Genomic DNA, 15,092 nt, shown 5'->3' on the forward strand with positions numbered 1-15,092 from the left:
GTTGCAGACGCGTCAGCAGCTCGGTATCTCGGCCCTGTCCTTCGCCGGTCAGGCCGAACAGTCGGTTCTGTCGCTGCTCCGTTAAACCGGAACTTCGACAATCGATCCCTGGGAAAGGGGGAGCTTCGGCTCCCCCTTTTCCTTTGAGGTTAATCGCCCGTTAAGCAGGGCTGCATACGATACGAGCATGACTCTCGCGGCACCCCAGGACCCGTCACAACCCGCAGAAACGCATGCCTTCGACGCTATGGTCGAAGGCCATGTGCGCGCGGCGCGCGCCGCCTTCGATGTCGAGAATTACGACGGCGCCATCGCGGCATGTGAGCGACTTCTGGCGGCATGCCCGGGTTCACCCGAAGCACTGATGCTGCTCGGACTGGTGAGCTGGAAACTCGATGAGCCTGTATCTGCCGTCGATCTGTTGCGCCGCGCCCAGGCCGCAGATCCGGAATCACGCGAATATGCCGACGCCCTGGCGACAATTCTGGCGCAGCTGGGGGACAGCACGGAATCCCTCTACTACGCGAAGCTGGCGACCATCCTCACGCCCCATCCGCTTGGCGCCGCGCTGCTGCCTCCCAAATTCACCGAGTATTTCAAGAACCTGAACTTTGCCCGCCCGCATACTTTTCGAAATCGCGCACGCAAAGCATTCGACCGCGGGGCCATGCAAGAGGCGGTCGATCTGTGCAGCACCCAGCTGGAACTCACACCCAACGAACCCGAGACCCTGCGGCTGATCGCATCCGCGCTGTTCGAAATGGGCCAGGTCACCAGCGCCGTGTCGGCCCTGCAAACCGTGATCCGGGACTGCGCGACTGCGCACGACTATGAGAATTTGGCCCGTTTTCTGGGCGCCGCCGGAAAATTCGACGACGCCATGCTGGCTCATGCCATGGTCATTCGGCGCCAGCCCGGCGATCCCGCACCGGAACAGGCACGAATCCGAACATTGGCAAAGCAATATGGCGTTGAGGATCCCGTGTCGCCGTTCGCCACGGCATGCCGGAGCTGGATCGACCGGTTCGGGTGTCGCGATGCCAAACGGCCGGTCGCATTCTCGAATCCCACGGAACCCGACCGCAGGCTTCGCATCGGTTACATCGGCGCGGGCCTGCATGCGGGCGACCTCGCACCGATGCTCGAGCCTGTTCTGGCGCGCCATGACCGAAACACGATCGAGATCTATGTCTACGCCGACGATGCGCGCCAGGACCCGATGACCGAGAGTCTGATGCGCCACACGGCACGGTGGACCGACCTTCGGAGGGTCGATCCGGAAACCGCCGCCGAAATCATCCGGGGGGACGGGATCGATATCGCCGTCGATCTGCGCGGGCATGGCACGGACAATCGCATGCTTACATTCGCACGTCGGCCCGCACCGGTGTGCCTAGGCTGGCTGGGTGTCCGGCCCGCATCCCTCGATGTCCATGACGCCCAACTCGTCGGCACGGACACGGTTTGCAAGGAAAATATCGCCGCCGGAACGAACGCCGCCACAACGACCGACGATGGTGCGTCCGCCCTGACCCTGCCGGCCGATCATCCGATTACCATGGCCGGCATGCCGGCGGTCAACCCGGTCCCGCCGCTGTCAACCAACGGCCACATCACCTTTGGGGTGCTGGGACCGTTCTCCGCATTGGGCCCGGACAGCGTCGCGATCTGGAAGACCGCCCTCGAAGCGGTGCCCGATGCGAAACTGCTGGTCGCCAACCACGCCCGGATGGACAGCGAGACGCTGGATCGCGTTTATCGGCTGGCTGCCCATGTGGGATTGAGCGAGCGCGTCACCATCGCGGAACTCGAAGATCCCCGCGCACCGCGCGCGAAGTTCATGGACTATATCGACATTGTGCTCGACACCATGCCGCAGAGCGGTTTTACCGAAGTCGGTGAAGCTTTGTGGATGGGCGTACCAGCGCTCGCAGAATCCGGATCAGCGGGCGCGCGCGCCTTAACTGCCGCGGGCAAGGAAGCCTGGGTATATTCCGGTCCCGACGGTTTGCGCGACACCGTCCAGGGCCTGGCAGGCAACGTCGAGTTGCTGCACGAACACCGGCAGAATATGCGGCTTTCGCTCGCCGACGCCCCCCTGTTCGATGTTGGTAGGTTTACCGCCAGTCTGGAGGCCGCGTATCGGGCTCACTGGATTCGGTGGTGCAACGCGCAGGCCGAAGACTAACCCCTCCCAGACCCCGAAACTTTACGCGACGTCCTCTTTGAAGGCCTCGAGCTCCTCGCGCGTGCCGTCGAAGAACGCATCGACATCATCGAGAAGCCGCGTGTAGCGCCGTGCCATGCGCGCAAACAGGGACTCCAGCTCCGCCAAAGCCGCGCGCCGGTATTCGATACGGGATTCGGGGTCCGTAATCCGCCCCTCCACCCAGATCATGCTTGCCAGCAACAGCACGGTGGTCCCGAACAGAAACACCCGGGTCGGAGGCTCGGTGGTGATCACTTCGGCATACCGGGTCTCTTCATAGAGGTCGCGCGCCCACGCCATGTCACCGGCCGGGTCGGCCCCCTTGAGAATATCGTTCACGCGGCCAAAGACCGCGCCCGCATGCCGCTCCAGTTGCTCACGGCGCCACAGGCTCTGGCAATGGCTGTCGGAATAGTTCGGCAGGCCTTCCGCCACCCGCGCTTTCACTTTCGCACGATCCAGGCGCCCCTGGGGAAATGTTACGAGCCGTGAGAGCTGCGGCGTGGCATGGGCGATGCGGACCCCGTCGCTGCAGTTGATGCAGTCGAGGTCACGGTGCAGGCGCACCACATTCTCGAAGGTGAAGCGGCTCCAGTTTAGTATGCCTTCGGTGTAGGCCGTGCCGCCGAAGTTCGCCGGCACTTCGAAGCGATTCTCACCGCCCCACTCCGGCGCCTTGCCCAGGCCGATATAGGTCGCCGACGCGTGATAGGTGTCGCGTTCGCGCGTGCCCATGTCGACGCCGAACAGGTACAGTTTCCGGAACCCCATATAGAGCAGCGTGATCAACGCGGCGTTCGCGACGGACGGCCCGCAGGCCCCCAGCGGATCCGCGCCGGAACTCAGCAGCATTGTCGAACTGACCCGGTCACGAAAATAGAACACCCGGTCGTCGAAATACCGGCACACTTCGGGTCGTACGCTGGTCGATGCGATGAGCGTGGTGCCTTCGGGCTTGCCGAACTCCTCGACGGCGTTGCGAACGTTGCGCGCATTCGCGGCCTCATTCTCCAGCTCGACATGATAGTCCGGCGTCAGGCCGTTCGCCCGCAGGGCGCGAAGGCTTGAACCGAGCGAGACCAGGATGACGTTTTCGCGGTTGGCGATGATGAAATCCATATCCCTGTCGATCGATGGACCCGACCCGCAGATCATCACGGGCGTGTCGCGGACCGGCAGCGGGCTCGCGATGACCTTGGTCGTCCCGCGGCCCAGATTACTGACCGCGTTGGACATCATCACCACTTCATCCTCGTAGAATCCGAGGCCGTAAATGTGGAGCGCGAAATCATCGTGGAATGCCTGGTGGGCGCCATTGAGCACGCCCGATCCCAGATGCTGATAGACATAGGACCCGTCGAGGAATGCGGTGCCGGTTTCCCGGACGACCTCGCGGATACGCGATGAAATCGCATCGATGTCGCGCTCGAAAATGAAGTAGACCGAACCCCCGGCTCCATGGATCGCCATGAAGATTTCAGCCCAATCGATGGTGGAGAGGCTGTGCCGGATATGTTCCAGATTGGGCTCGATCAGGACCAGGTCCCGGCAGCCCGCATGTGCAACCAGCGGCGCCAGGTGCAGACCCAGTCCGACGCCGTACACGAACATATAGCCGGCATCGCCGCCGGTCCGTACCTGTTCGAGGGCGATGCCGTGAGTTTCGGGATACGCCACCGACCAGCGCGCAAACTCGCCCGCCAACCCCAAAAGTTTGTCCGCGGTTTTCATGGAGATATAGACACGCTCCGGCTCCGCGAAATATTCCGCCAATTGTGTGTTGGCGTAGTCAATCGCATCGGCGCGGTAGAGCGCGCCCTCACCGAAAACAATATCGAGCCGCCCGGCTTCGTCTGCCGACAATTGGGTGGCCGTGTGGTTCATGTTGGCCAGCCGTGCATGGAGTTGGGGCGCATGGCGTTCGAAGGCCGCCAGGTTCTGCGCCACACGCGCCTCGACCGCTGCAGCGGACATGTCGGGACGAGACAGGATCTTCGGGTCGTTCATGCTTTTCTCCAACTCCTCGGTACGTCGATGAGCGGTCAGGCCGCCGACAGGCGTCCGCGCGCCTGACGTTCGTCTGCCGGTTCGATCTCGATCCAGTCGAGAAACTCGAACCAGACACCGGGCCGCCCGGCACAGGCATTCAAGGCCGCCGCCGCTTGCGTGTCCGAACTGCCGGACAGGGTCTGGACCAGCGTCTCCAGGCGGCCATGGCGGGCGGCAAGCTCGCGCGTGGCGGGAAACGCCCGGTAGTGACGCATGGCGATTTCAATCGACCGGTCCAGTTGCGCCCGCGTCGCGGGCACACCGGCACCCAGCGTGTTGCCGCCGTATAGGCGGTACGCAGCCACGGGAGACATCGTGCGCCGGGCCGTGCGGCCGGCGCGCAGCAAGGTCGTGAAAATCCACCAGTCCGCCGCCACCACGTCGGCGGGAATGTGCAACGCTTCCTCGGTCAATGACGCGGCGCGTACCGCAGTGTTGGACAGGCCCAGAAAATTCCGCCCGGCCAATGCCGCCGGGTCGTCCACATGGCGCGGCAGTTTCACGCCATCGAAAAAGCGCCGGTGGAGGTATTCTCCGCGGGTATCCATCAGCTCCAGATCACCGAACGAAATATCCGCGCCCGAGCCCATGGCCAACGCGTCTTCATGCAACCCGGGCGCATTGGCGGCCAGCATGTCGTCCATATCGGCAAAAATCAGGAAGTCCGCACCGGTCTCGAGGGCAGCCATGAGAAGGGTGCGTCGCACTTGCGCGGGTGTCGCCGCGTCACGCGCCTTGATGGTCATGACTGGACAGATCTCGCGTAAGGCCGCAATCAAGGGGTCCGGCGCATCGAAATCATCGATCGCGAGTACCAGGCAAACATCGGCACCGCTTACGGCAGCGCGCAGGCCCGCCGTATAGGCATCGAAATAAGGCCGCCCGGCCTCATACAGCGCGGTGCAGATGGCGAACCGGGTCATCGGCCTGGTCGAGCTCCTGTTGGTCATTCCGTTGGCGTTTCAATCGGTTTTCGGGGCGCTGCAGGAAAAGCGCCTCGGCGGCCAGAAAGTCCGCTTCGGCATCGATATCGACCGCGCGTTCAACGGGCATCACATGGGCGAACATTTCGCCGCCGTAGATCGAGCCGCGCCGGCGTGCCGCCGCGACATCGAAGACATAAACAGAACCGTTCGGCAGATAGGCCTCATCATGCGCCTGGCGGTTGACCAGCGGGCCGTCGCTTGCAACCGCGGGGACCAACTGGCCGTCGGCGGCGATCGTGTGCAGCCAGGCCAGCGGCTTGGCTTCGCTCACCGAAATCACGGCATCGGCTCCCTTGCGGTGATAAAGCGCGATCGCGCCGTCGATGTCGTCGGGCGAACGCAGCGGTGAGGTCGGCAACAACACGCACACCTCGCGCGGTGCGGATCCCTCGATAAGCTCGAGGCTGTCGATCAGATGCAGATAGGCGTCGAGCGCGTTGGCGGTGTCGGATGCGAGATGCGGCGGCCGGCGAACCGGGATTTCAACCCCCTCGATATCGCGGGCAATCCGCATGATCTCGTCATCATCCGTCGTGACAAGCACCCGGGTAACGGATCGTGCAGCCAGCGCGGTCCGCAAGGTATGGACGATCAGCGGCTCACCCGCAAACAGCCGGGTATTCTTGCCCGGCAGCCCCTTTGAGCCGCCGCGCGCAGGAACGATAACGATCATGCGGCGTCGCTGATACCGGCGGCCACAGACGGGGCCGGTGCCAGGTCGTCATCGGACAGCAACGCATCCGCCGAAATATCATGCACGAGCACACGGCCGAACAGGCGATGAGCGTCATTGGGGGAAATTCCGGTGCCGGGACGGCGATAGGTTACATCCGTCTCCGACAGGACATGCCCCGCCGGCAGTGGCCGCGCGGCGACCACGCTGCGTCGCATGCCGAGGCTTTGCTGGCGCTCGGCGTCGGAGACAACGCGGCGGCGTTCTCCGAGAGCGGCGGGAATGCGTCCCGCAGCCGAGGCGATGAGAGCCAGATCGGCGGGATCGGCCGAGACGGCGTGGTCCCAGCCCTCCATATTCTTGTCGAGCGTGAAGTGTTTCTCGATCACGACCGCGCCCAGCGCGATCGCGGCGAGGGGAATTTCAACCCCGATCGTGTGATCGGAAAATCCGACCGGATAGCCGAACGCGTCGCGCAACATCTCGATATTGCGCAGGTTCATGTAGTCGTCGGCGGGCGGCGGATAGAGCGCGATACAATGCAACAGGGTCGTGTCGCGATGACCACAGGCTTCCAATGTCGCGAGCGCATGTTCGATTTCGCCCATGGTCGCGAAGCCGGTCGACAGCACGATCGGCCGGCCTTTCCCGGCCGCGACACGCAGCAGCGGGTCGTTGTTCAAATCCATCGAGGCGAGCTTGATGAAGGGCGGGTCGAGAAGATCAAGCGCGTGCAGCTCTTCGTCGGAGCAGGGCGTGGAGGCGAAGTCGATGTCGACCTCGCGACAGTAGGCCGCGAGCTCGGCCATATCACCCTCGGCGACCGCATATTCCGCGACCTGATCCTCGAGCCCGGGATTGGCCTCATAGACGGAGCGGGCAAACAGCCCCGTGCCCCAGCTCTGGAATTTGGCCGCATCGGCGCCGCCGGCTTTGGCGGCATCGACCAGTTCGCGTGCGAGTTTCATGTTGCCGTTATGGTTCGCGCCGATCTCGGCGATGACATAGGCGCGACCGTCGGAATGAAGAGGCATGGTGGGCATTCCCGCAAATGAAAAGGACTCGCCGGCGACGGGCCGACGCTTCATCGGGAAAGCTTAGTTAATGGTGGTTAATAACGTCTGAACCGACGCGGTTTGATTCGCGCGGCGATGCCGTTCGATTTCATCCCGCCTAGACCGGCTTGTCGCCCTTGATGACAATGCGGTGCATCAGCCGGTGTTCGGTGTAGTCGAACAGGGCGTAGTGCAGCGATAGCCGGTTGTCCCAAACCGCCAGGTCGTTGGTCTTCCATTTATGGCGATACTGAAACTCGGGTGTCCGCAGGTAGTCGAACAGGTAACGCAGCAGGAAATCGCTCTCGCGGCGGTCCATGTCCTTGATGAAGCTGGTCATGGATTCGTTCACGAACAGCCCCTTCTTGCCCGTCACGGGGTGGGTCCGCACGACCGGGTGAAGGGCGGGCGTGTAGGTCGCCTTGCGGTTACGCAAATGTTCCTGGTGATCCCTGCTCCAGAGTTCCGGGCGGACATGTTCGCCGTAGGCCTTGAACCGGTCATGATACGCCCACAACCCATCCACATGCGCCCGCATCCGGTCCGACAGGGCCTCATACGCAGCCACCATGTTGACCCAGACCGTGTCGCCGCCGCGCGGCGGAATGTCCCGGGCATACAGCGCCGTGCCCATGCTCGGGATCTCCATTCCCGCGAAATCCGTGTGCCACAGATCGAGCGTTTCATGGGGTGGCTTGGAGGCGTCATACTCGAGGATATCAATCTCCGGATTATCCTTGCTCTTCTCGAACCCGGATACGGCCGACGGCTGCAATTCACCGAAACGGCGTGCGATGGCGACATGTTGATCCGGGGTCAGATTCTGGTCACGGAACACAATCACCGTGCGTTCGAGCAATGCCTCGTGAATCTCATCGAACGCCCGGTTGGTTAATTCCCGGGAGAGATCAATGCCTTCGATGACGGCACCACATGCCGGCGACATCTCGTGCATTTCAAAACTTTCATATGCCATCGCAATAAGGGCCCCGCTTACCCAATTTCGTCCGGTTATCCGCCGATCTTCCACGATCGTCAGTGACCCGGCAAGTACGGATCCTGCGCGAAAGTACGAACAATTTTCGGCAAATTCCGCGCTTTTTACTCTTCCTTAACAGCCCGGGGCGAAAGTAGCGTCCGAACGTCACCTAACCCGGTAGGGGTCATGCCTCTTAAATTGTCGCTCGCCAAAGGCGAGAAATTCGTGGTCAACGGCGCCGTCATCAAGAATGACGGAGCAGACATCAACCTTGTCTTCGAGAACAAGGCACACATCCTTCGTCAGAAGGACATCATGACGGCGGATACGGCGAGCACGCCGGCCCGCCGGGTCTATCTGGCCCTGCAATGCGCCTACATGTTCAAGGATCGCGAGAACGACCATCTCGGCGATTTCGCATCCCTCCTCGAAGAGTTCCAGGACGCCGCCCCCAGCACGGGCGATGTCGCCGGCGCCATTCGAAAACATGTGGACGAACACGATCTGTATGGCGCCCTCAAGGAATGCCATCGGCTTATCGACCTGGAAGCGGAGATTATGAATCATGTCCAATGAACATGCGTCGGCACAGTATCGTCAGCCTGGCCAGCAGGGCGGGTCCCCGCGCGAAACCGAAGGTCGTGCCCTGCTCGAGGCCGCGCGTCGGCTGACGGCGGCAAAAGACAAGCCCGAAGAGAAGAAAGAGCTTCTCGACACGGTACGGCTGAACTGGCGCCTCTGGACGATTTTCCAATCGGAGGTCAATTCCCAGGAATCGCCGTTGCCGCCGGAAATCAGGACAAACGTGATTACCCTGTGCAATTTCATCGACAAGCACACGGTTGAAATCCTGTCGGACCCGAACCCCGACAAACTCGACATTCTGATCAGCATCAATCGCAATATCGCCGCCGGCCTGCTGGCCGATCCCGGCGCGGTGATGGACACACCGGCTGCCAACACCGACGCGCTGGAACGCATGAGCGCCTAGGCGTCACACCAGACCCGTTTCGCGAACCCACTCGCGATCCGTTTCGAAACGGCCGGCCCTCGCCGGCCGTTTTGCGTTTCGCGGCAAAACACCGCGACACATCAGCGGCAGGGTTTTCCCTGCGACGGCAATATTTTCCCGAGAAACAGGCCCACACACCAATCATCTCGGCGACCAAACTCCATTATTATCGTTTGTTTTCAACGGTATAATTGTTTTCGTGGAAACTGGCCCGGCGCTTGCTGAGTAATTGGCAAGCCGCGGCAGGTACGCCGCAACAGTTTCGCAGGAAGCGATAATGGATTTGCCGACCACTGAATATGATTTGTCCTTGCGGTCTGCCACCGGGAACACGCCCGGTCAGACGGCTTCGGATTCGCTTATCCGGCCATTTGCCGAATTCCTCTCGTCCGACATGTTCTCCGACGCGTCTGATCGACCGACGCCTGACGCGGTCTATGACGAACTCGACACGCTGACCGCGCGCGATGACTGGGCGGACGACGCGTCTGCCTATGACGACCTTGATGACAACAGAAATGAAGATGCTGACCCGGACTGGCATTCCGACGACGACCGTGCATCGGATCAGAACAGCTCGCATGAAGACGCCAACCGGTCGGCTGCGGATGCCGGTGAGAACGCCGTTTCTTCTCCCACCGCTCTACAGCAGGCGTTGACAGCGGGGACGATCCCGACGACCGGGAACATGTCCGGGAGCGCCGCGCTCTCAGGGACACAATTGAACAGCCCGCAGGCCGGCGACGCCGCCGCCGGCGCAACATCGCCCCCGGATCAACTCAATGCCGCCCTGGCTGGCACCGGCAGCGCCGCCCCGGGTGCGGCCAATCTGTCCGAAGTGCGCGTTCTGAACAGGCGCTCGCGCGTGTTGCAGGCGAACGCACAGCATGTCGAGACCGCGAAATCGCAGCTCGCCAAGGCCGAGGGCGCAACCGCCAACCCGGCCGCGCGCACGGCTGCACAATCGACGGATACGGCCAAGCCTGCGTCGGCGCCGCAGGAAGCATCGCAACCGAAGTCCGAAGCCGGGCGCCTCGATCAGGTGTTCCGCGCCGCCTTCCCGCAGAACGCGTCGACTTCCGCCGCGACAACGAATGCAACGCCCAACCTCGCTCAGGGCCAGCCCGCCACCCAGAACGCTGTATTCGCCGACAGCCTGACGGCGGCCAGTTCCGGCGACGGTGGCGATACGAACACCCAGGTTCAGAACAGCGCAGAGCGTACCAACACGACGGCCGCAGCAAAAACCGCGGCGACCCGCACCCCGTTCAACCTGCCCGGATCACGCCCGGCGGAGCAGGTGTCGGTACAAATTCAGAACGCCGCGCGCAGCGGCACCGACCGGATCAGCATCCGCCTCTCCCCCGCCGCCCTCGGCAAGGTCGAAGTGAAACTGGAGCTTTCGCCGGACAAAACGGTCCAGGCGATCGTGACGGCCGAGAAACCCGAGACGCTCGATATGCTCGAACGCGATGCGCGGACATTGCAACGCGCGCTCGAAGAAGCGGGCCTGCGCACCAACTCCGACAGCCTTTCGTTCGAGCGCCGCGATCCGGGTGCATCCGCCGATACGGCGTCGGATCCGGACGGACAATCATCGGACGGCACCAACCGCTCCGAACACACCGAACATGACGATGGTCACGGCCAGATCGAGGCCGAAGCCGCCGACCGGCGGCACCATGACGGTCTTCTCGACGTGGAAGTATAGGAAGGAAGCCGATGGATATCGCAGCTCTCACCTCCGGCGCGGACTCGTCAGACTCCGACGTGGCGAAGAAGTCGCTGTCGGAGAATTTCGACCAGTTCCTGACCATGCTGACCGTTCAGTTGCAGAACCAGGACCCCCTTTCGCCGATGGATTCGACGGAATTCACCAACCAGCTCGTGATGTTCAGTCAACTCGAGCAGGAAATTAAGGCGAACGATAATCTGGAGCAGGTCATCGCGCTGCAGCAGTCTGCAGAGGCCACCGCCGCGCTGTCCTATCTCGGCACAGAGGTCGAAGCCCAAAGCTCCGCCGTTTATCTCGACAACGGCAGCGCAGAATTTTCCTACGATATGCCGGTCGGTGCCCACACGACGTCGATCACGATCTTCGATGCCGACGGCAACATTATCAAGACCCTGCCGGCCGAGACCGATCCCGGACACCACAGCACAACATGGGACGGCCTGAACGAACAGGGTGTCCTGCAGGCCGACGGCGTTTACTCGATCCTCGTCAGCGCGGTGGATCAGGACGACGCCGCGCTCGACCCCATATCCGTCTATCTCAAGGGAACCGCCACGGGCGTAACCCAGGAGGCCGGACAGACCTTCGTCCAGGTCGGACCGATCAACATACCTCTCACTTCAATCTTCGCGGCGGCAACGCCCGATGAAATCCCGGCCGAATAGTCCGGCCACCATTTCAGCCGTTTTCCAACCCCAAGGGGAGAACCGAATATGAGTATCTATGGCGCGATGTTCTCGGGCGTTTCAGGTCTCAATGCCAACAGTCAGGCAATGGGCATGATTTCCGACAACATCTCCAACCTGAACACGATTGGTTACAAGCACACCCAGGCCCGGTTCTCGACCCTGGTCACCAATGCCTCGTCATTAAGCCGTTACGCGCCGGGCGGCGTGCAGTCGAATCCGTTTCAGATGGTCGACCGTCAGGGGCTGCTACAAGCGTCCCAGAATCCGACCGATCTGGCCGTCTCCGGCCGCGGGTTCTTCGTGGTCAATTCCAGCTCGACGCCAACCAGCGGCAACTATCTGTATTCCCGCGCCGGTCAGTTCTCGGTCGACGCGAACGGCTATCTGGTCAACAACACGGGGCAATATCTGCTCGGCTGGCCGACCCTTCCCGACGGCGCCTACGATGTCGATCAGAACGGCGTCGATGACGGCAGCGTCCCCGATCCGACGAGCCTGACCAACCTGCAATCCATCCAGGTCACCAGCTTGTCGGGTACCGCAACACCGACATCGAGCGTGACCCTGGCGCTCAACCTTCCGGCGACCGCCGCGGTCAGTGATACACAGAACCTGACGGTTCTCGTTTACGACTCCCTCGGTGTCGGTCACAACGTCGCGCTGGAATGGACCAAGACCGTCGCCGCGCCGCCGACATGGCGGTTGGACGCAACGGGCATCACCCGCGCCGACAATGGTGCGGCGTCCCTGCAGGGCGCGACCCTCGCCTCCATGCCCCTCACGCTCGATACGGTCGTGTTCAACGGTGACGGCACGCCGGCAAGCTACTCGCCGACAACCCTTGCCGTCCCGACGGCCGACTGGACGACGGCGGCGGCGACCAGCGCCATCACCTTCGACCTGGGCACGGCCAACCAGGCCGACGGCATCACCCAGTTCGCGTCGAACTACTCGATCACATCGATCAACCAGAACGGCGTTACATTCGGCCGCTTCCAGTCCATCGAGGTGGATGAAGCCGGCGGCGTCAATGCCCTGTTCGACAATGGCGGCACCCGGTCGATCTACAAGCTGCCGGTCGCGACCTTCGCCAACCCGAATGCCCTGCAGGCGCAGAGCGGGAACGCATGGTCCCATACCGTCAACGCAGGCAACGTCTTCCTCAACCCTGCGGGCACGGCATCCGCGGGCAAAATCTCACCGGCCAGCCTGGAGGCCTCGACCGTCGATCTCGGTGAGGAATTCACCAACATGATTATCACCCAACGCGCCTACTCCGCCTCAAGTCGAATCATCACGACGGCGGATCAGATGCTTGAAGAACTGGTGCGAATCAAGCGCTAGGCATCCGCGGGTGACGCGGCGGCCCCGATGTTTCCGGCGTGGCAGGGAACATCGGGGCCGTAAACGCAACCGACGATGGCAGATAGGTAAAATCCAAGCATATAAAATCCGCCATTTAGCCTTTCCTTAAAACACGGAGCACTACCTTCGTCAGACCACAATCAGGAAGAGGTGGTTGCACAATGGACAGTCAATTCTATACCCGGCAGGAAGCCGAATTGTCCCAAATCGATACCGGCGCCCAGCGCCGTCTGGCCAATCTGGAGGAGCTGCCCCCGCGCGATACAAAGCGCTGGGTCGTTCGTCGCAAGGCCGCCGTTGTAAACGGCGTACGCGATGGCCTCCTTACGCTTGAGCAGGCTTGCGAACGCTATGGCCTTACGGCCGAAGAGTTCCTTTCCTGGCAGCGCCTGATCGACGAACACGGTGTTCGCGCGCTGCGGGTCACGCGTCTTCAGGACTATCGATAGGTCGATTCACCGCGGCGGGAAACCGGCGCGGTGACGACCTTCCTGCCATCGCGCCGGTATGGCGTGGCGATCTGATTTCCGCACTGGGAAAACTTTTCCCAGTGAGGCGGCAATTCTTGCCGCCCGTTAACTGCTTCTTCATTCAGCGCCCCTAAATTGCCCCCTGTTCCCGCCGCTTCTGGCGGGCGGTTTTTGGTTAATCAGGGGCGGTCGCCAGAGTGAACGGTTTTCAACAAATGCTGCGACAGCTGGGCCCGGCCCGGCTTGCGATCATGGGCTTCGTCGCCGTTGGCCTGATCGCCTTTTTCATGTTCATGTCCACACGCCTCGGAAGCGCCGAGATGTCGCTCCTGTTCGGCGACCTCGCTATTGAGGATGCGGGCGCTATTTCCCAGCGACTCGAAGCCGACAATATTCCGTTCGAGGTGCGCGGGAACGGCACTCAAATCTATGTACCCGCCGACTCGGTCGGGCGCCTGCGCCTGACGATGGCCGCCGATGGACTGCCCGGTGGCGGCTCCGTCGGCTACGAACTCTTCGATCAGACGGACGCCATCGGCACGACAAATTTTGTCCAGCGAATTAACCATGTTCGCGCACTCGAGGGCGAACTCGCGCGCACGATCAGTGCCCTCGCGCAGGTCCAGACGGCCCGCGTCCATCTCGTGCTGCCACGCCGCGAGTTGTTTACACGCGACAAACAGGAGCCGACCGCATCGGTGGTCCTGAAGCTACGCGGTTCATCGATCCAGGGGAGCCAGGTACTGGCCATTCAGAACCTGGTCGCGTCTGCCGTGCCCGGACTGACAACGGACCAGATTTCAGTCGTCGACCATACCGGGCGCCTGCACGCGCGCGGCGGAGGAACAGACGACAGCAATCTGTCGGGCGCCAACGGCGAGGAAGCACGCCAGCGCTACGAGGCCCGCCTTGCCCGCTCGATCGAGAAGCTTCTCGAAAGCACAATCGGATTTGGCGGTGTACGCGCCGAAATCTCCGCCGAGATCGACTTCGACCGCGTAACGACGACCAATGAATCCTATGATCCCGACGGCCAGGTGGTGCGCTCGACCCAGTCGGTCGAACAGGAAGACGCAAACAGCGAGGCGCAGAACAACGACTCCGTCTCCATCACGAACAACCTGCCCAATGCGGGCAGCGTGGACGGTGCGGGCGACAACAATCGCAACACCAACAGCTCCCGCCGCGCCGAGGAAACCGTCAATTTCGAGATTTCCCGAAAGGTCACGACGCTCGTCCGGGAATCGGGTCAGGTGAAACGCATTAGCGTCGCGGTGCTCGTCGATGGCACCTACGACGCCGAGGGAACCTATTCGCCGCGCTCCGACGACGAACTCGAGAACTATGTTGCACTGGTTAAATCGACGATCGGCTTCAATGAAGAACGCGGCGACGTTGTCCAGGTCATCAACCAGCAATTTGTCGCCCCCGACATTGGTGACGAAGTCGCCGTGGAGGCCGGCCTGCTCGGTTTTCAGAAAAACGACATCTTCCGCCTGGCTGAAATGCTGGTCCTGGGTATCGTCGCGGTGCTCGTCCTGCTGCTGGTCGTGCGCCCGCTCCTGACCCGCGCATTCGATGCCGCGGCGACGGCGAATGCAGCAAGCGAATCGGCCGCCATGTTGCCGGCGGGCGCCGAACAAATGCGCCTAGCACCCCCATCCGGGGACTACGAAGCCCTTGAATCGAGCGGCGACGCCGAACCCATGCCGCGTGAAATCGAAGCCGAGGACGATCCGGAAATCGACATCGCCCAGGTCGACGGCAAAGTGAAAAAGTCATCGCTGTCGCAGATCAATCAGATCGTCGAGAAACATCCCGACGAGACGATCTCGATCATGCGCGGCTGGATGTATCAGGACGCCTAGGA

The 15,092-nt window shown here is 62.1% G+C and carries 13 protein-coding genes; 8 read left to right on the forward strand and 5 right to left on the reverse strand.

The features are described from left to right. Positions 1-187 precede the first annotated feature (187 nt). Positions 188-2,188, forward strand: coding sequence for a tetratricopeptide repeat protein (locus ABJ363_10420; GenBank protein MEP4379405.1), 2,001 nt, complete (start codon positions 188-190; stop codon positions 2,186-2,188). Between the two features lie 21 nt (positions 2,189-2,209). Here the strand turns inward: ABJ363_10420 and ABJ363_10425 are convergent, their stop codons facing one another. From ABJ363_10425 to ABJ363_10445, 5 genes are all read right to left on the reverse strand, one after another. Next, positions 2,210-4,216, reverse strand: a complete 2,007-nt coding sequence (locus ABJ363_10425) for a 6-hydroxymethylpterin diphosphokinase MptE-like protein (protein MEP4379406.1) — start codon at positions 4,214-4,216, stop codon at positions 2,210-2,212. Positions 4,217-4,251: 35 nt separating this feature from the next. Beyond that, entirely contained in the window at positions 4,252-5,181 is a 930-nt protein-coding gene (locus ABJ363_10430; protein MEP4379407.1) for a hypothetical protein, read from the reverse strand. Further along, entirely contained in the window at positions 5,147-5,917 is a 771-nt protein-coding gene (locus ABJ363_10435) for an acylneuraminate cytidylyltransferase family protein (GenBank protein ID MEP4379408.1), read from the reverse strand. Before ABJ363_10435 ends, ABJ363_10430 begins: the two co-directional genes overlap by 35 nt. Then, positions 5,914-6,951 carry an N-acetylneuraminate synthase family protein gene (locus ABJ363_10440; protein ID MEP4379409.1) on the reverse strand — a complete coding sequence of 346 codons (1,038 nt, stop codon included), beginning with the start codon at positions 6,949-6,951 and terminating at the stop codon, positions 5,914-5,916. Before ABJ363_10440 ends, ABJ363_10435 begins: the two co-directional genes overlap by 4 nt. Before the next feature lie 139 nt (positions 6,952-7,090). Then, positions 7,091-7,948: a TauD/TfdA family dioxygenase gene (locus ABJ363_10445; GenBank protein MEP4379410.1), complete on the reverse strand. Its 858-nt coding sequence runs from the start codon at positions 7,946-7,948 to the stop codon at positions 7,091-7,093. Between the two features lie 189 nt (positions 7,949-8,137). Between ABJ363_10445 and ABJ363_10450 the strand changes: the two genes are divergently transcribed. From ABJ363_10450 to fliF, 7 genes are all read left to right on the forward strand, one after another. Beyond that, positions 8,138-8,527: a flagellar biosynthesis repressor FlbT gene (locus tag ABJ363_10450; GenBank protein ID MEP4379411.1), complete on the forward strand. Its 390-nt coding sequence runs from the start codon at positions 8,138-8,140 to the stop codon at positions 8,525-8,527. After that, positions 8,517-8,942, forward strand: coding sequence for a flagellar biosynthesis regulator FlaF (flaF, locus tag ABJ363_10455; protein MEP4379412.1), 426 nt, complete (start codon positions 8,517-8,519; stop codon positions 8,940-8,942). Before ABJ363_10450 ends, flaF begins: the two co-directional genes overlap by 11 nt. 298 nt (positions 8,943-9,240) lie before the next feature. After that, positions 9,241-10,674 (forward strand): flagellar hook-length control protein FliK, encoded by a 1,434-nt coding sequence (locus tag ABJ363_10460; protein ID MEP4379413.1) that lies wholly within the window; start codon positions 9,241-9,243, stop codon positions 10,672-10,674. An 11-nt stretch (positions 10,675-10,685) separates the two neighbouring features. After that, positions 10,686-11,363 (forward strand): flagellar hook capping FlgD N-terminal domain-containing protein, encoded by a 678-nt coding sequence (locus ABJ363_10465; GenBank protein ID MEP4379414.1) that lies wholly within the window; start codon positions 10,686-10,688, stop codon positions 11,361-11,363. Between the two features lie 48 nt (positions 11,364-11,411). After that, positions 11,412-12,731, forward strand: a complete 1,320-nt coding sequence (flgE, locus tag ABJ363_10470) for a flagellar hook protein FlgE (GenBank protein MEP4379415.1) — start codon at positions 11,412-11,414, stop codon at positions 12,729-12,731. A gap of 182 nt (positions 12,732-12,913) precedes the next feature. Beyond that, positions 12,914-13,201: a DUF1153 domain-containing protein gene (locus tag ABJ363_10475; protein ID MEP4379416.1), complete on the forward strand. Its 288-nt coding sequence runs from the start codon at positions 12,914-12,916 to the stop codon at positions 13,199-13,201. Positions 13,202-13,437: 236 nt separating this feature from the next. Continuing rightward, on the forward strand, positions 13,438-15,090 hold the full coding sequence (gene fliF, locus ABJ363_10480) for a flagellar basal-body MS-ring/collar protein FliF (GenBank protein ID MEP4379417.1): 1,653 nt from the start codon (positions 13,438-13,440) through the stop codon (positions 15,088-15,090). Positions 15,091-15,092 lie beyond the last annotated feature (2 nt).

This window comes from Alphaproteobacteria bacterium (assembly GCA_039980135.1).
In the GTDB taxonomy this organism is placed as follows: Bacteria; Pseudomonadota; Alphaproteobacteria; order UBA6615; family UBA6615; genus UBA8079.

What these genes read in the sequence shown, in the direction of transcription:
- ABJ363_10460 (MEP4379413.1), top strand. Translation starts at nt 9,241, where the DNA reads ATGGATTTGCCGACCACTGAATATGATTTGTCCTTGCGGTCTGCCACC.
- ABJ363_10430 (MEP4379407.1), bottom strand. Translation starts at nt 5,181, where the DNA reads ATGACCCGGTTCGCCATCTGCACCGCGCTGTATGAGGCCGGGCGGCCT.
- ABJ363_10465 (MEP4379414.1), top strand. Translation starts at nt 10,686, where the DNA reads ATGGATATCGCAGCTCTCACCTCCGGCGCGGACTCGTCAGACTCCGAC.
- fliF (MEP4379417.1), top strand. Translation starts at nt 13,438, where the DNA reads ATGCTGCGACAGCTGGGCCCGGCCCGGCTTGCGATCATGGGCTTCGTC.
- ABJ363_10440 (MEP4379409.1), bottom strand. Translation starts at nt 6,951, where the DNA reads ATGCCTCTTCATTCCGACGGTCGCGCCTATGTCATCGCCGAGATCGGC.
- ABJ363_10425 (MEP4379406.1), bottom strand. Translation starts at nt 4,216, where the DNA reads ATGAACGACCCGAAGATCCTGTCTCGTCCCGACATGTCCGCTGCAGCG.
- ABJ363_10420 (MEP4379405.1), top strand. Translation starts at nt 188, where the DNA reads ATGACTCTCGCGGCACCCCAGGACCCGTCACAACCCGCAGAAACGCAT.
- flgE (MEP4379415.1), top strand. Translation starts at nt 11,412, where the DNA reads ATGAGTATCTATGGCGCGATGTTCTCGGGCGTTTCAGGTCTCAATGCC.
- flaF (MEP4379412.1), top strand. Translation starts at nt 8,517, where the DNA reads ATGTCCAATGAACATGCGTCGGCACAGTATCGTCAGCCTGGCCAGCAG.
- ABJ363_10450 (MEP4379411.1), top strand. Translation starts at nt 8,138, where the DNA reads ATGCCTCTTAAATTGTCGCTCGCCAAAGGCGAGAAATTCGTGGTCAAC.
- ABJ363_10475 (MEP4379416.1), top strand. Translation starts at nt 12,914, where the DNA reads ATGGACAGTCAATTCTATACCCGGCAGGAAGCCGAATTGTCCCAAATC.
- ABJ363_10435 (MEP4379408.1), bottom strand. Translation starts at nt 5,917, where the DNA reads ATGATCGTTATCGTTCCTGCGCGCGGCGGCTCAAAGGGGCTGCCGGGC.
- ABJ363_10445 (MEP4379410.1), bottom strand. Translation starts at nt 7,948, where the DNA reads ATGGCATATGAAAGTTTTGAAATGCACGAGATGTCGCCGGCATGTGGT.